The 19,752-nt window shown below is 47.0% G+C and carries 14 protein-coding genes; 2 read left to right on the forward strand and 12 right to left on the reverse strand.

The window, feature by feature from the left end; genetic code table 11:
- Nucleotides 1–56 precede the first annotated feature (56 nt).
- The 5 genes from J2736_RS21015 to J2736_RS21035 form a co-directional block, all read right to left on the reverse strand.
- Complete coding sequence (locus J2736_RS21015) at nucleotides 57–779, reverse strand: S-layer homology domain-containing protein (protein ID WP_310500536.1); 723 nt, start codon at nucleotides 777–779, stop codon at nucleotides 57–59.
- A 23-nt stretch (nucleotides 780–802) separates the two neighbouring features.
- A complete protein-coding gene (locus J2736_RS21020) occupies nucleotides 803–6,190 on the reverse strand; it encodes a cadherin-like beta sandwich domain-containing protein (RefSeq protein ID WP_310500537.1) in 5,388 nt (1,795 codons plus the stop codon).
- Nucleotides 6,191–6,262: 72 nt separating this feature from the next.
- Entirely contained in the window at nucleotides 6,263–7,813 is a 1,551-nt protein-coding gene (locus tag J2736_RS21025; protein WP_310500538.1) for an extracellular solute-binding protein, read from the reverse strand.
- Between the two features lie 93 nt (nucleotides 7,814–7,906).
- The gene (locus tag J2736_RS21030; protein WP_310500539.1) at nucleotides 7,907–8,767 is read right to left on the reverse strand and encodes a carbohydrate ABC transporter permease; all 861 of its coding nucleotides are present in this window, start codon (nucleotides 8,765–8,767) and stop codon (nucleotides 7,907–7,909) included.
- An 18-nt stretch (nucleotides 8,768–8,785) separates the two neighbouring features.
- A complete protein-coding gene (locus J2736_RS21035) occupies nucleotides 8,786–9,691 on the reverse strand; it encodes an ABC transporter permease (protein WP_310500540.1) in 906 nt (301 codons plus the stop codon).
- A gap of 336 nt (nucleotides 9,692–10,027) precedes the next feature.
- On the opposite strand from J2736_RS21035, the gene J2736_RS21040 reads away from it, so the two are divergent.
- A complete protein-coding gene (locus J2736_RS21040) occupies nucleotides 10,028–12,301 on the forward strand; it encodes a helix-turn-helix domain-containing protein (protein WP_310500541.1) in 2,274 nt (757 codons plus the stop codon).
- Nucleotides 12,302–12,361: 60 nt separating this feature from the next.
- Here J2736_RS21040 and J2736_RS21045 read toward each other — a convergent pair whose 3' ends face one another.
- From J2736_RS21045 to J2736_RS21060, 4 genes are all read right to left on the reverse strand, one after another.
- Nucleotides 12,362–13,330: a GNAT family N-acetyltransferase gene (locus J2736_RS21045; protein ID WP_310500542.1), complete on the reverse strand. Its 969-nt coding sequence runs from the start codon at nucleotides 13,328–13,330 to the stop codon at nucleotides 12,362–12,364.
- A gap of 359 nt (nucleotides 13,331–13,689) precedes the next feature.
- Nucleotides 13,690–14,769 (reverse strand): Gfo/Idh/MocA family protein, encoded by a 1,080-nt coding sequence (locus J2736_RS21050; protein WP_310500543.1) that lies wholly within the window; start codon nucleotides 14,767–14,769, stop codon nucleotides 13,690–13,692.
- A 26-nt stretch (nucleotides 14,770–14,795) separates the two neighbouring features.
- Nucleotides 14,796–15,704 (reverse strand): AraC family transcriptional regulator, encoded by a 909-nt coding sequence (locus J2736_RS21055; protein ID WP_310500544.1) that lies wholly within the window; start codon nucleotides 15,702–15,704, stop codon nucleotides 14,796–14,798.
- Between the two features lie 95 nt (nucleotides 15,705–15,799).
- Complete coding sequence (locus J2736_RS21060) at nucleotides 15,800–16,840, reverse strand: N-acetylglucosamine-6-phosphate deacetylase (RefSeq protein WP_310500594.1); 1,041 nt, start codon at nucleotides 16,838–16,840, stop codon at nucleotides 15,800–15,802.
- Between J2736_RS21060 and J2736_RS21065 the strand changes: the two genes are divergently transcribed.
- Entirely contained in the window at nucleotides 16,821–16,949 is a 129-nt protein-coding gene (locus J2736_RS21065) for a hypothetical protein (protein ID WP_310500596.1), read from the forward strand. The two genes, J2736_RS21060 and J2736_RS21065, sit on opposite strands and share 20 nt — an antisense overlap.
- A gap of 24 nt (nucleotides 16,950–16,973) precedes the next feature.
- On the opposite strand, the gene J2736_RS21070 is transcribed toward J2736_RS21065, so the two are convergent.
- From J2736_RS21070 to J2736_RS21080, 3 genes are read right to left on the reverse strand one after another with little or no spacing between them, the layout of a single operon-like run.
- Nucleotides 16,974–17,762 carry a glucosamine-6-phosphate deaminase gene (locus J2736_RS21070; protein WP_310500545.1) on the reverse strand — a complete coding sequence of 263 codons (789 nt, stop codon included), beginning with the start codon at nucleotides 17,760–17,762 and terminating at the stop codon, nucleotides 16,974–16,976.
- Between the two features lie 18 nt (nucleotides 17,763–17,780).
- Entirely contained in the window at nucleotides 17,781–18,797 is a 1,017-nt protein-coding gene (locus tag J2736_RS21075; RefSeq protein ID WP_310500546.1) for a Gfo/Idh/MocA family protein, read from the reverse strand.
- Nucleotides 18,798–18,799: 2 nt separating this feature from the next.
- Nucleotides 18,800–19,654, reverse strand: coding sequence for a sugar phosphate isomerase/epimerase family protein (locus J2736_RS21080; RefSeq protein ID WP_310500547.1), 855 nt, complete (start codon nucleotides 19,652–19,654; stop codon nucleotides 18,800–18,802).
- Nucleotides 19,655–19,752 lie beyond the last annotated feature (98 nt).

Here is a 19,752-nt window from a genome sequence, read left to right on the forward strand (position 1 = left end):
AACAAAACCCGAGAGACACACGCTGATATTCCAGCGTCCATCTTTCGGGTTTATTGTTATTTCTGCGGTTGCATCCGCAGCAAGCGATTAATCACCGTGATCGCCTCAGCACGGGAAACCGTGCCCATTGGTGCGAAGCGGTTCGCTGCGTAACCTTGCATCACCCCTGCTTTTGCCACGATGCCTACGGCATCGGAGGCCCACGCAGGGATGTCAGCAGCATCCGCGAAGGTCACTGCGGAACCGCCATCTCCTGCAGACGAAGCGCCAAGCGCGTTCGCCAGCACAACGGCTAGCTGCGCTCTCGTCAACTCAGCGCCAGGTCGGAAGCTGCCGTCCTCATAGCCTTGCACGAGCCTATCTTTGGCGGCCAAGGCAATCGCGCCCTTCGCCCATTCGCCGATGGCTGCAGCATCCGAGTAATTAGGCAGCTGCTCTGCTCCCGCCTTCGGATGCAGCCCGTTCATCAGCATAACGACGAATTCTGCGCGTGAAACAAACTGATTTGGCTTAAATGTACCATCTTCATAGCCATCCACAATGTCTACTTTCAGCGCTGCTCGAATATCCAGCTCTGCCCAGTGGCCAGCGATATCACTAAGCTTTGCTGTTTGCTCTTCTACAACTGACATTTGGTTCACAGCGAAAACCGCAAACTTCGTAAAATGGTCCACATCGACGGTGATCTGATCCCCATTTACCTTGCCGCCAGGGATCTCGACCCATACGTTTTTCGCTTCGTCAAAATAGAACACGACTGCCTTCTGGTCAGCTTTCACACTTGAAAGATCAAAAGTAAACGTCAGTGTGATTGCTTGCTGAAGCTCTCAGAGAAATTCTTCAAAATTTCAAATATTGGACTTGCTAATGCCTCACGCTGTGAGATCAACTTTTGCGTATCCAACACTTTGTCGATCGTAACCTTCAGTTCTTTAGCCGAAGCATCAGCCGGAATTGTAATCTTCACCTCATTGTTCAAACTAACCTCGCCCGTCTTACCTACTGGCAATGTCAACGTACCATCTTTCGAAATAACTGGCAGGTTACTAGAAGTTGGAGGAGGCGTATAACTATAACTACCACTATCTGCTTCGCGTGTTACGGTAACTTTATACGTTTTAGTACTGCCGTTCTGTGCAGTCACCACGATCGTAATTAGATTAGCACCTACTTGTAAGTTAGCGAACGAGCTCGCTTGACCGCTTGGCGTTAAAACGTCATTCACGGTCATCGTCGCATGACTGTCATACACACTCGCCGTTACCGATACACGCGATACCTGATAACCTACTAGCGAGCTATACGACGTCGTCCCCGCTGTAAAGGCAGGTGAAATGACGCCGGATGATAATATGATTCCCCTCAAGTCTGCATTGCTGCTCAAAACTGGCGCAGGTTCATCTCGATTCACCGTAAGTTGATAGGTATTTATGGCATTACCATCTTCCGCAGTGACGTTAACGGCGACAAGGTTAGATCCTACTTGCAAGTTGCTCACGTTATACGTGTACACATTGCCCGATACTGAGCTATACGTCGCCCCCGTAACGGTGAGTGTCTGTTTAAGATTCCCTTTGTTTACAGTCAGATTGAGACTGCTAACGCTTTTCAGAAGGTTCACGCTATAGGACGGTATCGCAGGATCGAACGTTATGGAACCTTGATCTACCGCCAAATTTGCAAGCATGGCATCGCTACTTAAAGGAACACCTAACGTGACCACTTGTGTAACCACAGCATCCTGATAATTCGACGCTTTAATCGTTATCGTATGACTGCCCTCGCTCAACACACCTGCATGTATCGTAATCTTTCCTGATTCAATTGTATAATTCGTCGGTGACAACGTTGTTGCCCCATCTTTCACAGTCGTTATGGCACTTCTCCATGCCCCATCCTCGGGGAATGTAATGTCAATTAGTCGCAATGTATCGTTCGACGTCACATCAGCTGCTAACACTGGTGGCGTTAGTCGTTCGACACTTACCATTACAAACCCATTATTCTTTGTAAATGGTACTTCACTGCCGTTCCACAACACGCTCGTAGTCGTTGGCGCATAAGTAACCGTTGTCACACTGCTAACTCCTGACAGCTCATTAACAGACAGCTGCAACTCGTTTGCATTCACACCAATTGTGATCTCTACATTTTCAGCTGTTTGTTGCTCACCGTCTACAAAATAATATTGCAGCTGCCCAACCGTTTCCTTCTCGCTATTGGCATAAAATAATTGCTTACGACCATCTTTCATGTCCACCACTAGGTGCGTGGCATCCGATCTGCGCACATTCTCAATGTTACTAGCTCCTTTGAATGGCTCAAGCACGCTAACAAACTGCGCATTATTGCCATACACCCGATTGACCACCGTAGGGGTATAAGCCGCAGTATCATTGCCTGGCCCAGGTGCTTCGCCAACGATCATGGTAGACGGCACGCTTGGTGAGCTCGTTAAGCTAAATAACTTCAAGCCATTTCCATTAACGGTATGCCATGTGCCTTCCCAATTGCCCGTTAGCTCCTTAGAGGTGCCATTGCGGAAGAAAGGCGTCGAATCCTTTGTACCCAGTGGACCTGCGAAAGTACCCATTGTCGTGCCAGGTGTGAACGAACCAATGCCATGCAGCAACCAATCATACTGACGGCTAACTGCCGATTCCAGTGTGAAGAGATCGATCAAGTAATCCTTCGTCACAGCCACTGTTCGCTCATAGCGATTCATGCCCGCATACGCTTTGCTTGATGTGTTCGTCATAATATTGAAGGGCTCAGATTGCATAAATAATTTTGTTGGTTCGTACACTTCCACATTGTTCACCAACGGAATGGCCTGTGTATCACCATTAACCATGACGGTGTTATGAGCAAATGTTGTTTTGTAATAAGAGGTGTACATGGAATTACTGTAAGGAGGAATCCCCAGATCGGGAGCCAGACGCTCACCTTTCCCGAATACCTCTAAATGCAGCTTATCCGGATGACCGTGATAACCGCCATGCACACCGTAATCAACGAGCGCGAAGTTTTGCTCATCTCCACTACCCGCTCGCAAAACAGAATGCCCGAGTCCTGTGAAATTCATGCTTTCAGACGGCAATGTGCCTCCAGTTGGAATGACAGTCTTCCCATAGAAAACGGCCTGTTCGCCAACAATCCCTGAGTTTGTATTGCCTGGCACAATAAATCCGCCTCTAGCCCGCTGCCTGTCATTATACAAAATACTTAACAACGTTCCGTAAGCTGCATCATTGTACTGCGCATACACGCTTTCGTAATCTATAGGCACGACTCTTCCTGGCGCCCCTAAATTCGTTGGATATTTACCAGAATCGTTGCTGTTAATGATGCCGAGATCTGGGAATGCGTATTGCAGCGTTACATCGAATGTTTTCTTAAAGTTCGGACTAGCAAACAGATCATATCCCATATTCTTCAAGGCCTGTGCGTGGAAAAATAATGCGGACTGTGCATAGAAATGATACCCAATTGCACCTTCATACCAGAAGCCATCAGACAATACGCTATTCGCCATTTGGAAATTGAATCCACTACGTCCTAGGACAGAGAAATCCATCAGAGTTTTATTTTCCAACAAAGCCCCGACAGCGCCAATTGCAGCGTTGTGCCATGTTTGCCAGTTGGATTTACCCACGTCATAACCTTGCAACGTCTTCGCTGATGGAGCGAACAAATTTTGCTCCATATTGTATTTCTCAGCAGCATTAAACAATCCGCTAGGTTCAACCAAATCGAAGGCTTGAACCAGCATAATCATTTGAACTGCCTCATCTAGCGATTGGTAATATAGTCTGCCGTTCTGCGCCTGCAAAGCGTAGCTTGGATACAGTTCCGCATAATGGAGCAGCATATCTTTGGCTTTCTGTGCGTACTTCGTTTCTCCACTTAACGCATACGTTAGTGCAAGATTGCGTACCGCTTCAATATTCACTGTATGCGCCGTAAACCGCCAGCCACCATCGATATCCGCGCCTGTGTACACTTGGTTGTTCGTCGGACACAAATGAGCATTAGGACTTTCATAATTAAATACAAGTGGCGTATCCCCGCAGACGAATTTCCCACTCTCGCCTGCTGGTTTGGATGGATAATATACAGTCTTAGTCAACCAGCTATCCGCCTTCACCTTTATCGCATCTAGGTAATCCTCAGCCCAACCAAAGGACTGAATCTTAGCTTTTGCCTCGTCCAGTTGAGTTTGCGATGTCATGATATAAGGATGTTGCTTCGTAGGTACACGAGATGCGCCTACTTTGATGTTTAACTCAATATTTATTTCCTTACCACCTGCCAAAGGCTTGACGGTGTATATCGCTTTCTTTGTCTCGCCCGCTTGTGCAGAGGCAGGTACTTTTACTTCGATATCTACATCCGTTTCAGCACCTTGCGCGACAATAGGCGTAGTTCCTGTTAGCGTTACGTTATAGCCCGCACCAAACGCCGCTTTCGGTGTAATTTGATAAGTTGTATCTACGTTACTGATATTCTTGAGTGAGAATGTATAGTGCAACGTGCTGTCTGGCAACGCAGCTTTATCAATTTGCTTAATAGAAGGTTCAACCGCGTTCTTAGCCAAGGCGAAGCCATCCCAATACAGCTTATCTGTCGGATCTGGTGCTGGATCTGAATCATACCATTTAGGGTGAATTATAATCTGGTTAAAATTAGCCAAGTTGGCTGATCCCGTAGAGTTCAGCATTTTGTTAAATGGAATTTCAACCTTCTTCCATCCTGTCCAATCCACATAGAACGTGGACATGAAATAATCGAAGCTAGGTGTAGATGCGATGTTAGCGTCTAAGATAAAATACACCTTTTTATTCGATGCCTTCTCTGAATACAACCAGAATTCGATCTGGTCATTCTGGCTCCATGGTGCTGTAAGACCCGCGATGTTAATGGCTGTTGCTGGGTTCGTCCATTGGCCCGACTTCAGTCCTTGCACAGCAATGGTCGAACTTGCTGTTGTATTCGTCCACCCAGTAAACGTCTCCATATTCCCGATTGGCGTACTCGAGCTGCCAGATAGATCAATATTGTACGCTTGGCTCGTCACTTCACTCGCTTTGCCATCAAATTCCGCTTTGGTCATAATCGTCTGTGATTGATCAACCAAGATCGGTGCCGTGTACAGCTTGTAAGATGCATCTACGCCTTCCACTTTATAATAGATCGCTGAACCTGCGGTTTCAGAGGTCAATGTAACGTTCTTTACTTCTGCATACGTTCCTGCAGGTGGATTTGCAACTACATTTTCAACAAAATCGCGATAGACGAATGTGTAATTATACGTTGTTTCTTCGCTATCTACATTCGAAATGGATGATTTAGTAATAAGTGTAACATCGGATGTAAGCGTGATAGGAGTCGTATAGAGTTGAAAAACACTATCAATGCCCACTCTTTTGTAATACGTTTTGGCCAGTAGTGCTGGAGTAGATTGGCTAGTTAAACTAACCATTACTTTGTTGACATATTCACCGGACGGTTTGTCAGCTAGGGCTGGCATAACGGTTGCCGTATTCGTTAACCGAAGATCATCTAAGTAGATTTGCAAACCTAAATCAAGTGTTGTTCCTGAAACCGCAGCTTGATCGAATCGTACATAATCCAAAGGTCCCCAATTATTTAATGAATCAATGCTTTTCTGAGTTTGGACAGTACTTAGCGGAACCTCAATTTCTTTCCATCCCGTCCAATCCAATGGGACTCTGTAGTAATAATAATTACTTGTATCCCCTTTCATGAAAAATCGAATCTGAATTGGCTTATCCGCTTGGTCCCCCGTTCTAGCTTTAACGGAATAGGCCCACACTTTAAGTGTGCTATAGCCCCTCAAATCAACAGTTGGTGCGGCTTTAGGATACATGAGAGCCGAGCCTGCAACATCTATAGTGCCATTGTTAAAAGCTAATAGCCACTTCTTCGAGCCTGTGCCTTCCTTAATATATTGCGAATCCGTATTCGCAATAACTGCCACTCCTGAGGTACCTACTGTATCGCCCGTTGCATTCGTCGCTGAATCCATATTGTTGAGTTGTTGCGAAATTGGAAAAGGAGCAACCGCAGCATCCACTACTGGTGGTGCTACGAATAAAGGAATCATGCTTACAAGGAGCAGTGCTGTCAGTATCGTTGATAACCTTTTCTTAAACGAATGAATAGCCATTTGTATCTTCCTCTCTATCGCGAGATAATACAAAGCCCCGCTCTAGCAGGCGGGGCTTTGATTGGTAAAGACTTATTTTTTCACTGCTGCTTTCGCGCGTTTGTCCGCATTTCTATAAATATTCACGATATCCTCGTAACCAAGCTTCTTCTGCTCTTCAACGAACTTATCCCACTCGCTGAAGTTACGTGAACCCATGATGAATTTGGAGAAATTCTCATCACGATTAGCGTTCAAGGAATCACCCTTCGTATCCAAGATTTGTTGCTCCTCCAGCGTGAAAGAAAGCGTACCATTTTTCTCGCCATCATACTTAGGTGCTTCTTTATAAGCCGCTTGCAACTCTGGTGAAGATACGGAAATATGTGCATTAAAATCAAACCAAGTATAAGCACCATCTGTGGACAAGCCGGTTTTCTTTCTCAAATCTGCAATGTCCGCATACTTCGTTGTGAACGCATTGCCATTAACTGTTTCTCCTTCTTTCCCCCAGGAAACGAGCTTCTTCCCTTCTTCTGAGTAGAAGAAATCCAGATACTTCATGACTTCTTTGATTTGTTTCGACTTGGAGGAAACCATGAAGCCTTCTTCTGTGACAGCTGTAAAGGCAGTCTTACGAGGTCCACCTGCCCAACCTGCTGGCGGCGCCATATAATTCATTGTGAACTGCGGATTGTCTTTACGTAATGCGCTGTTATAGAAGTCAATACGTCCCATGTAATCAAGTGTCACGAATGCACGATTTGTAGACACGATATCCTGCCACATTTTCGTATCAATCGTTAAGAAATCTTTCGGGATCAAGCTCTCTTTGTAGAACTTGTTCATATACGTCAAGAGTGTCTTGTATTCGTTCTGGATCGGTGCATACTTCCAATCTTTAGATGCGCTGTCAAAGAACACGGACGCTTTACGTTTCTCTACTTCTGCAGGTACATTGAAGCCCGCTCCGAAATCGTACATATAACGCAAGCCATTACGGAATGTCAACGGATAGCTGTCCGGATAGGCGGTTTTCAACTTTTTCAACGTCTCATACAATTCATCCCAGTTTGTTGGTGCGGCTAAGCCGAGCTTCTTGAATACATCTTCCCGATACATCCAGGTACGACGGTTAGATTCACCTAAACCTTGGTTAGGGAACACATACATTTTGCCATCAGATGAGAGGACGTTCTGTGCTTCTGTTGGGTACTTCTCCATCCAAGCCTTCAGGTTCGGCATGTCCTTTACATAATCAAGAATGTTGACCAGGGCACCTTGCTGACCAAATTTATCCGCTATCGCTTTCGTCTGTGTCCACATCAGATCCGGCATATCACCAGAAGCAACAGTCATTGCGAGCGCATCCTCCAGCAGGTTTCCTGGCGGCAATTGGATATCCAGCTTCACGCCCGTTTTCTCCGTCAGATAGCTCCATACTTTCCAATTCGCATCATACGGCCAACTTGGGTTGCTATAGTCTAGAAACTTAAAGGTTTGTGCTTTTGGTACAGATGACGATGAGGTTGCGGCTGTCGATGCTGCGGATGGCGTTGCTACACTGCTTTCTTTGGAACATGCACCCATAACGAAACTCATGCTCAAAATTGTTGCTAACATCACGACTGACTTTTTCTTCATACGTTGACCCACTCTCCCTAATTTCCTTGAATTTGCTTGCCATGTCTCGCTTGCCATACTTTTCTTACATCCCATTGTTCTTGTACCTCTATATTAACCTTTGATCGACCCAATTAGCGCTCCTTTAGCAAAATACTTCTGCAGGAACGGGTAGATCATCAGGATGGGAACCGTTGTAATGATAATGGTTGCATACTTTATGGATTCATCCACAATCATGCTGTCGCCGCCGATATTTCCAGCGCCGGTGCCTTGTCCTTGCAGCACCATGTTGCGGACGATGATTTGCAAAGGGAACAAGTCGGCATCTCGCAAATATAAAAGTGCAGAGAAGAAATTGTTCCAGATGGCAACGCCGTAGAATAGGCCAATCGTCGCCAGAATTGCTTTAGATAGTGGTAATACAAGTCGGAAAAAGATGCCGATGTCCGTAAGTCCATCCATTTTGCCAGATTCCTCAACCTCTTGCGGCATGCCTGCAAAGAATGTCCTCATCACAATGAGGTTCCAAGAACTTACCAACGTCGGCAGAATCATGGCCCAAATCGTATCAATAAGATGATAGCTCTTGACGACTAGGAACGTCGGAATCAAGCCACCGCTGAAGAATAGCGTAATGACAATCATGATCATGAAGCCACGATGAAACAACATATGTTTCTTCGAAAGGGCATAAGCAGCTGCTGCGCTAACGACCAAGGAAAGCGTCGTACCTAGTACGGTATACAAGATCGTATTGAGGTAAGCTCTTCCAATTTCTGGTTTTTCAAAAACGGAGACATACGTGTTCAAATTAAACTCTTTTGGCCATAGGAAGACTTGCCCCTTAAGGACAGGAACAACGCCACTGAACGAAACCGCTATCATATAAACGAAGGGATACAGCGCCGATACGACCACGCCTAGCAAACTCACAAATAAAACAACATCAAAGAGACCAAATTTTCTTTTCATACTCGTGCACTCCCTTCGTTACCATAAGCTTGTCTCGCTCGTTCTGCGGCTAATCCAATTGGCAGTCAGAATGAAGATGAGGTTAATGATAGAGCTGAATAAATCAATGGCTGTCGCATAGCTGTAGTTCAATGACTGTATACCCGTCCGATACACGTAGGTAGATAGTACGTCGGCAGTCGAATAGATGGAAGGATTCAACATCAATAGCACTTTCTCGAAACCGATATCTAGGACATGTCCGATGTTCAAAATAAACAGAATAATAATCGCCGGCATAATGCCCGGAATTGTAATATGAAGCAATTGGTGTCTGCGATTCGCACCATCCACTCTTGCTGCCTCATACAATTGAGGATCAATTGCACTTAGAGCTGCTAAATAAATGATCGTTTCCCAACCGACATGCTGCCAAATCTCTGATAATATGTAGATTGCTCGAAAATAACTTTCATTTTGCATAAAGTTCATGGCATCATATCCGAACCACTGGATCACTTTATTGACTAATCCACTCGTTGGCGAGAGAAATAAGAACATCATACTCACAACAACTACATTGGAAATAAAGTGAGGTAAATAACTAACCGATTGAACAAAACGTTTTAATGTCGCCTTGCGCACTTCATTTAATAAGAGAGCTAAAATAACAGGTGCAGGGAACCCGAAAATAATTTTGTACACCCCTAGGAGCACTGTGTTTTTCAGCAACTTCAGAAAATCAGGACTATGGAAAAACAACGAATAGTATTTTATACCGACCCATTCACTCGCCCACACCCCTTTGAAGGTGTTATAGTCCTTAAACGAAATCAAAATCCCAAACATCGGCACATACTTAAATAATACGTAGTAAATAAGAGCCGGCAAAAACAAAAGCATGAGATACTTGCTGTTATGCCATCTCTTTAGGAATGGATGCATCCCTTGACCTCCTGTCTGATTATCCTGTCTATGCATCCAACTTTAAAGGAACGGTGAATACCGGGCAATGAGTCATAATTTCGATTCCTCACTATTTTCTGCATTCCCCCAAAATGACGTATTATCTTAAGGAAGGTGAAGATACCTCCTTCCAGTTCCATTGGAAAATTCCACAATCTCATCCATGATCTGTCACCAATCTCCCTCTTACATACACCCTATAATGCCTGAATCATGAAAATGGATAACTTTTTAAAGGTCAGAGTATTGAACCCCTCCTACTCCTCCATGCTATACTCAATATTGTTAATCTCTCGTAAAGAAAGGAATGACACGATGAAGTGGATAGCACGATTTTCGACAAAAATTCAAAATCAAGTATCACTGTTCTACACCTTGTTCTGCAGCTTCATCGCGATTATTCTATTGCTCGTTTCCATTAATGCGTGGTCCTATTCCTTCTTTCGCGATCGGATTAAGGATGAGATTATCGTCAATAGCGGTCTGAATTTGAACACAACATTCGCTAATTATGAGAAACATATTAAGCTGATTCGCAGTATCATGGTTGGTTATCTGTTCAGCAATGAGACAGAATTACTTAAAAATGGGAACCCCTTATCCCACTACGATATTGTGATTAAAGCGCAAAATGACTTACAGTACTCGCTTAACAATTCCTTGCTCTATTTAGACAACATCATCTATTACTTCAAAGATAGTCGTTTCATCATTGAAAAAGATGGCACCCGGAATGCCGAGACCATGTTCAACAAGTTTTATGCCCAATCTGCTTACACCGTCGATTTCTGGAAGAAGGAAATTGAAAGCTCACAGAGTTTCAAAATTTATCCTTCTGCCATTTTTAACTCTCTCACCGCATTTGAACATAAGCCAATCGGCAGCCTTATGCCCATCATGATTAAGAATGCCTATGATACGAATTTTGCTTTTATCGTCTTTATGAAGAGCTCGAAGGTGTTTGAAGCGTTTCACCAATCGCAGCCTGAAAGCAGCCTAATGATCGTGGATGGCACTCACAACCTTGTTTTCTCTTCCGTGGAATCGGAATTGCCCGAAGAAATCAAAGGAATAACAGGTAGTGGTTACACGCGTATCAAGAATACCTATTATTTCTACCGTACCAGTGCAGAGACCGGCCTCACATACATCGAGATTGTTTCCGATAAAGGACTAACGCAACAAATTCACAGGCTTAACTTGAATATGCTTGCGCTTATCATCTTGTCTTTGTTCATTTCACTCGCTGTATCCTATCTGATTGCCAAGCGATTCCATAATCCGTTAGCGAACATGCTTCGTTCACTGGAATCTTATAATCCAATTGGTTTACAAGGGATTAAAAATAGTCGAATTAGAGAATTCAATGTGCTGCACAACACACTCAATAATCTATCCCGTTCCAATCAAGAATTCCATAACGACCTTCGCTCCAAAAACACCCTATTACAGCAATTCGCATACATGACACGCTTAAAAAAACTTGATGGAAAGGGCTCCCAGCTACACACCTTGATCGACTCGAACAAGCCTTACAAGCTCGTGCTGATTCAGATTGATTTTAATGATAAATTCCTCACAGAGATTACAAACGCGCATCAGCGCACATTTAACACCTATAAAGAGTTAATCGATGCCCATTTCTCGAGCCTATACACAGATTCGTTGACCTTCCAATTAGAAAAGGATCAGATCTTATCCATTATTTTTGTCGAAAATGAGCAGGAAGAAGCACGTTCTGACGATCTAGAACGACTTGTGCAAATGCTGGATATCGATGCGACATATGGCAACTTCACGATTGCACCAAGCCCTATTCACAAGCATTCGTCTGACTTCGTCGAGACCTACCAGAACGCGCTGGATCTGATCAAACAGCGACGGTTGGGCGAAGGTGTTCAGATCATCACAGAATGGCTGCCACAGCCTGCTTTACTGATTCCTACGCCATCGGAGGAGAATGAGCTAACCGTCAATCTGCACGCCGGTTCTGATGCAGTCACAATTCCATTAGCTGACAAGCTTCTCGATCAACTTGCCAAAGCTGGCGCACTCGCCCAGCAGTTCCAAGACTTTACCAAAGATATCGTCAACAAAGCATTGAAGAGCATGTATGCGCAAAATATTTCCATTCATACGTTCTCAGACAGAGGGTCTCCTTATGATCTATTGAAGGCTTGTCATACCTTAGAACAATACAAAGCGTTTTTACATTGGTTCCTTGCGCAATCTGCTGCAGCCATTAGAGAGAAAAAATCCGAAACCGACGTCATGACCAAATTCGTTATGGAATATGTGGAGTCGAATTTCGGAGATGACCTGTCACTGGAAGCTATATCTGCCAAGTTGGGGATCACAGGGCCGTATCTGTCCACTTACTTTAAAGAAAAAACAGGTACCAATTTCAGCGATTACATCTTTACCGTCCGAATGAATAAATCGATTGAGATGCTGCGGGATACCGATTTGAAGGTGCAGGAGATTGCATCGCTTGTTGGCTACTTTACGGCGGCCTCGTTCAATCGCGTTTTCAAACGGCATACAGGAATTACACCAAGCGAATTCCGTAGGCTGAATAATAAGAACTAAATGAGAAAGAGGGAGCATTTACGTCTTGATGACGTAGTTGCTCCCTCTTGGTTATGAACCTTATAGATCCTTGGCATATCTCGCATAACTCTTCCAAGTCTGATAGCCCAGCTTTCCGTAGAAATCTACGAAAGGTGTCGTATCAATCACCACGTTACGTACGCCACGTTGCAATAAATAATGAATCGCTGCTTGTACAATCGAGATCCCGTACTTATGCCCCCGGAAGCTCTCATCAATTCCCAGCGGACCCAAACCGCCTAACTCACCTTCAAAGAGGCCTGACCAATAGATGTTCTGCGCCAGTAATGGGGACTCGGCATCATTCATCCGGCAAAACCCAATGATTGCGTCGTCCCGCTCAAGCAGGACGAATTCTCTTCCTGTTCCACCGCGCTCCCAATAGTTGCGATGCTGGTAATCCCATTTGCCAGGGAAGCAGCGATGCATGAAAGCTGTTAAGGCTTCTCTGTCGCTAGGATTTGCGAGCCGGAATGTTGCCTCATGGACTGTGGGCAACGTGACGACTTGATCGTCTCCGTAATCGTTCATCAGGTCGTAAGAGATCTCCTTGAACGTGTAAGTTCTCTTCTCGAACCACTGTCTCGTTTCCTCAAGCTGAGCGGGAATTCCTGGAAACAGGCGACGGTGTAGGTCGTTACCGAGCATGACCCGTTTGGCTCCTGCGTTCAGGAGCGCCTCCTCAGCTTTGCGAAGAAGGGCTGTCCCGATTCCGCTCCGCCTGTACGAACCGTCGACCATGAGGGCATGAATCCATCCCAAGTCACGAGGAATACCGAAACCCTCCGTTGCTGCAGACGCGATTTTGGCAACAGCGAACCCAACCACTCGCCCTGACGATTGCTCCACAGCCACCCATGAACCCTCGCGCAGCCACAGCTGATCTTCTACGATATTTTGCTGCAGCAATCTAAGTCTCATTGGAAACAAATCGGACAGTTCCTTATTCCATAGCGCAAGGATTTCACTCAAGTGTGATGCTTCCAACTGGTTGTAACTAATGCTCATCGTGCTCCTCCTTTAAATACGTGTAATCCACTATGAAAAATATAGGGCATCCTGGCGATTACGCAAATAAGTAAATCTTTTGAATGTTGCTTGATGATAAGAATTCATTAACCTTAGAGACTATCTTGGTGCTTACCCCAATTATGATAGTCGGTTTTGTTGGCTAGTTGCACGCGCTGGGCCTCGATCTCACTCGAGATAGTCGGTTTCACCGACTATCTCCACGCCTTAGACCCCACTCGCTCCCGAGTTAGTCGCTTTTACCGACTATACCCACGCTCTTCTCCATACTCCTGCCTCCGCCACTACACAAAAAGCCCCTCCCCCGCCAACACGCGAGATCGGGGCTTGCCTATCATTTACTGCGCGTAGATATGCGGATTCTGGCGTTGGCACTCCTCTATGACCCATAGCTGCCTGCGCACCTGCTGAGGCGTAATTTCCAGTTCTTTGCCCTCGGTGAGGGTCTCATACAACATCAGATACAGCTTCTCTGTCATATGTTCGAAAGCTGACTTCCCGTCTGCAATCGCAACCTCCCAGCTATCTGTTTGCCATGGCAGCGTTTCACTGCAATACGCAGGTTTCCCTTCCGCTGAGAATAACGGTTCACGGATTAACTTCTGTTCAGGCGCTTCTTCCGGCTTAAAATATTTCCACTCCAGCTTGTTCCCTGTTCCGTGAAGGCCGCCATTCGTTCCTTGAATGTTGAACTGTTCATGTGGGAAGGCGCAACTGGATGAAATTTCCAGATCAATGGTAGGTCTTCCTTTTCCGCGCAGCATCAGCTTCACATAATCCTCCGCATCACCAAAGGTATTTGTTCTGTCCATGATACACATGACTTCTGGCTGCGCATCCGCCCCAAATAGCTGCAGCGCCTGATCCAACGGGTGAGGTCCCGTATTCATTAAGCTTCCGCCATTATTGCTTTGCAGCGTTTGCCAATCCCAGCGGCGTGCAAAGCCGTTCAGGCTGAAATCGATCTGCACGATGCGCCCTAGCACGCCTGATTCGATCACTTTACTCAGCTGGACGAAAGCCGGCTGGTAACGGGATTGCTGGAATACGGCCAAAACAGCTCCTGTTCGCTCGGACGCTGCAATCAACTGATCGACTTCCTCCGTTGTCTTCGCCAACGGCTTCTCGCACAAGACATCCAGTCCGCGATTAAGCAGCTCCAATGTGATCGGAAAATGCTGATGGCTCGGAGAAGCATTCACAATCAAATCCAGCTCCTCATTCGTCACCATTTCCTCCCAAGATGCGTACGCTGTGCAGCCATATTCTTGTTTCGCAAGCTCCTGACGCTCTGCTATGGAGTCTGCAACCGCTGTAATGCGGTAATGCTCAGGAAGCTGCACAAGCAAATTACCGTGGATGTCGCGCCCGCTGCGCCCTTGCCCAATAATACCAACCTTCACTATTTTCTTAGTCATCGTGATTCCCTCTTTCCTTTATCCATTTAGGGGGTATTTCCAAACGTTTTCTTATATTCAGTAGGCGTGATGCCGGTTCGTTTTTTGAATGTTCGGATGAAATGACTGAGATGATGAAACCCAACCTGAAAGCCAATTTGCGTAATGGTATGCATATTCCGTTGAATGAGCTCCATCGCTCTTTCAATGCGTACCTCATTGACATAATCGACGAAGTTCTGGCCTGTTTCTTTTTTGAAAATCGTGCTGAAATAAGCTGGAGCCATATTGGCTAGAAATGCCCCTTGCTCAAGGGGAATATCCTGACTGTAATTGTCATGAATGAATCGTTTTACTTCTTCGATCGGATGCTGGCTCGTGGACGTCGACTTTACACTTTGCTTACGCCGAGCCCTGCGATATTCGCGATCCATAAGGATGAGCAGCTTGACTAGACTCGTACAGATGGCATATTCATAACCCGCTTCACGATGCTCAAATTCATCCTGTATATCTTGCAGAAGCTGCTCCACTAGCAGTTGCTTTGGCTTGGCGATATGCAGCCACGGCTGTGGCATGGTCCCTAACTCTGGCATTTCGTCAACCGTATTGTGCAGAAAGGGCTGCAAGGTATCCGAGAAAGGCTTCAACTGCTCCCTCACCAAATAAGGGAGGAAATCAATCAGCACCACCTCGAACTCCCGTTCCTCAATCGCGCTCAAGCTGTGCTCCACCCCAGGCGATATGATGAACATATCCCCTCTGCTGACATTCAGCGATTTGCCGCGCAGCTGATGGTTGCACACCCCTTTGAGCACATAAGCAATCTGCGTATAGTCGTGGATATGCAAGGGCTGCTTCAGCGCTAGGCTGGAGTAGCGGAATATTTTAAAAGGAAATTCCTTTTTCAGTGTGGATTTGCTTTGAAAATAGGACATTCCCTTCTCCATGCTCATACGATTACCACCTATCCGATGCCATATTTCATTCAAGCATATGTCAATTAACGGAATAGAACAACCCTTCTGTGCAGACGCGCAAAATAGTATGTTTATAAGCTCTGCTGGCTTCGATCATAGACGATCTTGCCAGCTTTGTAGGTCTGCCTCAGTGGGATGCGGCCGTCAGCTTGCATGCTGTCCAGGAGGACGAAATCGGCCGGTGCCCCAATCGATAAGCCCTCTGCGACAGGCAAACCCATCAAACGAGCCGGGCGTGTCGATGCCATTTCCCACGCTGTTGGGAAATCGGCCAGCCCCCGTCGATTCAAATGGGCAATGCCCCACAGCAGCATCTGAGCGGAGCCCGCTAGGAGACGAGGATCAGCAGCAAGGTGAAGCTTGCCTTCTGAGGTAAGCACAACGTCGCCTCCGATGTGCGTTTTGTAGACGCCAGGTTCAAGACCACTGATCGCTACAGCATCACTAACTAGCAGCGCTTGCTCGCCCTTCACTTTCAGCACAACCTTCAGCACTTGGTCCGGTAAATGAAAGCCGTCGGCAATGACACAGCTCCACAGTTCATCCTGCGCCAACTGCTCCCACAGATAATTCGGATGGCGCGGAAGCATCAGATGCGCCCCATTCCCCAGATGCGTCGACATCCGAGCGCCTGCCGCGACGGCTTCCCCTATCTGCGAAGCGTCTGCTGCCGTGTGGCCGATGGACACGATCACGCCGCTATCGACGCAGCGCTTGATGAATGTGGCGCTGTCCGGCCATTCCGGCGACAGCGTCACAAGCTTGATGCGGCCGCCAGCCGCTTCCTGCCAGCGGCAGAAGAGGTCCCAATCCGGCGGCCTTACGGCATCACGCGGGTGTGCTCCGCGTGCCCCGTCGTCGAGCGAAATGAACGGGCCTTCCAAGTGAATGCCCGCAATGCCTTGCTCCGTCGCAGGGTCCGCTTCGCAGGCGCTAGCTATGCTGCCGAGCGCGCTTGCGATCGCCTCGGGGCTGCTCGTAATGACGGTGGGGTAACTAGCAGTTACCCCTTCCCGCCATAGCATGCGAACGATGCCACTGACCGTCTCCGCTTCAAGCGGCAATGTGTTGAAGTCGCTTCCCGCATAGCCATTGATCTGCAGATCAACCAAGCCAGGCGCGACAATCGGCAGATCTACCGATTCAGATGCAGCAAGCGGTTCCACATTCGCAATCCGTCCATCGCGGACGGTCATCGCGACAGGTGCTCCTGTAACATAATGGCGCGCATGAATAACGTTCGTACTATCGGCCATAGGAATCTAGGTCCAGATACATCGTGCAGTCCGGATGCCTGCGGAGAATCGTCGAAGGACACTCGGTTGAGATGGATCCGCTCAATGTGCGTTGAACTGCCTGATGTTTCGTAACACCAGGTACAGAGCAGAACAAATGTGCACCCGACATCAGCGCTGGGATGGTCAGGGTTAACGCATGCGTAGGCACCTCTGCAATACGGTCGAAACATCCATCATTCACCTGCTGCTGCAGGCAAATATCATCCAGCTCTACACGCTTGATCCACAACGGATCAGCAAAATCAGCAACAGGGGGGTCATTGAAGGCAATGTGACCGTTCTCACCAATACCGAGGCATACCACATCGATCGGAGCCTCTTCCAAAAGTGCGCTATACCGTCTGCACTCGTCCTCCGCTTCATTCGAGCTATTGATGAGGTGAACGGTGCCCGGATTAACTAGATGGAATAAACGATCGGTTAAAAACCTTCCAAATCTCTGCGGCGCTTCCTCACTGAGTCCGATGTACTCATCCATGTGGAACACGGTGATCCGCGACCAATCGATGGCTTCATCCTGTGCCAGCGTTTCGAGCATTTCATTCTGCGAAGGCGCTGCCGCGAAAATAATGCGAACTGCCGCTTTCTCTGCAAGCAGCGATTTGATCCTTGTGGCTGCATCTAATCCCGCAGCTTGCCCCAATGCTTTCCGGTTCTGATATACATTAACCTGCAACTCATCGATTTGTACTTGGCTGACTGGTTGTGGTTGCACCTGTGATTGTGGCTCCTGCATAGTTAAGTTCCTCCAGTACTATAAAGTTAACTGCCGACCTTCCGCCGCGCTCTTATAAATCTGTTCAACTAGCCGCACTGCTCGCAGCCCAGCTTCCCCCGTAACCAGCGGCTCTTCGCCGGCTTCGATAGAAGCCATGACATCCAACAACTGGCTTTGATGAAAATCCGATGCAATGCTGCGTGGATCCGTAATACCGCCATAGGCTCCTTCTTCTGTCCAAGTCGGTTCACTTCGACCTGGCACCGTCCAATGGACAATCGTCGAGCCCTCCAGCTTAATCGTCCCTTTCTCCCCGTACAAATGGATGGTTGCGGCGAAGCCTGGACGAATGCTGGTCGATGCCATGATCGTCCCAAATGCCCCATTTTTAAATTGCAAAATGGCCAGACCTAAATCCTCAGCTTCCATCTCGTGCGTCTGCGTCGCGACTTTGCCGAAAACCGTGTGAACTTCACCTGCGAACCATAACAGCAAATCTAAGCAGTGAATCCCTTGATTCATCAGGGCACCGCCATCTTCTGCGATCGTTCCGCGCCACTGCGCGCTGTCGTAATAAGACTGAGATCGATGGAAGGGCAGTGATACCTCGACTAGCAAGAGTTTACCGAGAGCCCCTTCGTCTAGTACCCGTTTGATCGCTTGATTCTGCGCCTCGAATCGACGCTGTGAGATGACAGAGAGTGTCACGTTCTTCGCTCGTGCCGCTTGGACTAGCCGCTCAGCGTCCGCCACATTCATGCTAATTGGCTTCTCAATAATCAAATGCTTGCCCGCATTCACGACCTCCAGCCCGATCGTCGCATGGCTGCCGCTTGGGGTTGTAACACACACAATATCAACATCGTTCCTGGCAAGAAGCTCACGATAATCCGTCGTCCAAGCGCATCCCTCACGCTCAGCGATGGCTTGCGCCTTCGCCCCCGTACGACTGGCTACCGCAACCAGGCTTGCCTCTTCAATTTGCCGGATAGCCTCGATATGAAAATCTGCCACCGAACCGCAACCTATGATGCCAAATTTCCAGTTAGCCAATGCTACACCTCCTCTAATAAAGCGCGAAGTGCATCTAGCGTCATGCGCGTGCCTGTCAGCTGACTGCCGCTATCTGGGACAAAATGCGTTTCTATTGTATATAAACCTGTGTACCCATCTGCTTCGAGCGCCTTAATCTGAGCGGTTATTGACACATTACCAGAGCCAAGAGGCACACATTTGGGCGTTCCATCATGACGAATATAAGCATCCTTTAGATGGACATGTGCTAAACTTTTTTTCATGAATTGGTAGCCTCTCGGGAATGCCTCCTTCGCCCCGTACGCTTCATTCCCTGGATCCCATAGCCCCCTAACCGCTGGGGAATCAATACCAGAAACAAGCGAAGCGACTTCCTCAGCAAAGCCTCCATTGCAAGATGGCTCATTCTCTAACAGCAACATCACGCCTTCTCTCTCGGCGATGTCTCCTGCTCTTTTTAGATGATGAATAACCTCATTTCGATGTTTTTGTGGATCAAGCTCCCGCCAAAACGAGAAAATCCGGATACGAGATGTCCCGAGCAGCTTCGCAATCTCAATAACCCTATGAAGTTTTTTAAAATGTTCCTCCACACTCTGTTCCTTCTGCCCAAACGTATCTCCTGATTCAACCAATCGCTGCGGATCTAGTGCGCATTTGAACAAAGGAGAGGCAATTGCTGACACGTATAATCCGTGATCTTCCACTAATTTGCGGATGTCGATGAGCTGAGCATTTCCCAGTTCCGCAACATTGACGCCATTCACAACTCTTACTTCGACATGTCGTAAGCCCTGTTCGGCAGCCCACTTTACCGCTTTTTCGAAATCAGCAGATACTTCATCCGTTAATACACCTAATCGGTTCCAAATCAATGAAAAACCTCCACCTTCGCTTATGGTTTCGTTTTATTATTCTTATTTTCTTAACTATAACAAGATTGTCTTGGGGAAAGTTGACGTTTCTATCGAAC

Origin of the sequence: Paenibacillus qinlingensis, from assembly GCF_031455095.1 — a bacterium.
Taxonomy (GTDB): Bacteria; Bacillota; Bacilli; order Paenibacillales; family NBRC-103111; genus Paenibacillus_E; species Paenibacillus_E qinlingensis_A.

Excerpts from the sequence above, each read along its gene's own strand:
- J2736_RS21020 (WP_310500537.1), bottom strand. The coding sequence starts at position 6,190 with ATGGCTATTCATTCGTTTAAGAAAAGGTTATCAACGATACTGACAGCA.
- J2736_RS21025 (WP_310500538.1), bottom strand. The coding sequence starts at position 7,813 with ATGAAGAAAAAGTCAGTCGTGATGTTAGCAACAATTTTGAGCATGAGT.
- J2736_RS21030 (WP_310500539.1), bottom strand. The coding sequence starts at position 8,767 with ATGAAAAGAAAATTTGGTCTCTTTGATGTTGTTTTATTTGTGAGTTTG.
- J2736_RS21035 (WP_310500540.1), bottom strand. The coding sequence starts at position 9,691 with ATGCATCCATTCCTAAAGAGATGGCATAACAGCAAGTATCTCATGCTT.
- J2736_RS21040 (WP_310500541.1), top strand. The coding sequence starts at position 10,028 with ATGAAGTGGATAGCACGATTTTCGACAAAAATTCAAAATCAAGTATCA.
- J2736_RS21045 (WP_310500542.1), bottom strand. The coding sequence starts at position 13,330 with ATGAGCATTAGTTACAACCAGTTGGAAGCATCACACTTGAGTGAAATC.
- J2736_RS21050 (WP_310500543.1), bottom strand. The coding sequence starts at position 14,769 with ATGACTAAGAAAATAGTGAAGGTTGGTATTATTGGGCAAGGGCGCAGC.
- J2736_RS21055 (WP_310500544.1), bottom strand. The coding sequence starts at position 15,704 with ATGAGCATGGAGAAGGGAATGTCCTATTTTCAAAGCAAATCCACACTG.
- J2736_RS21070 (WP_310500545.1), bottom strand. The coding sequence starts at position 17,762 with ATGCAGGAGCCACAATCACAGGTGCAACCACAACCAGTCAGCCAAGTA.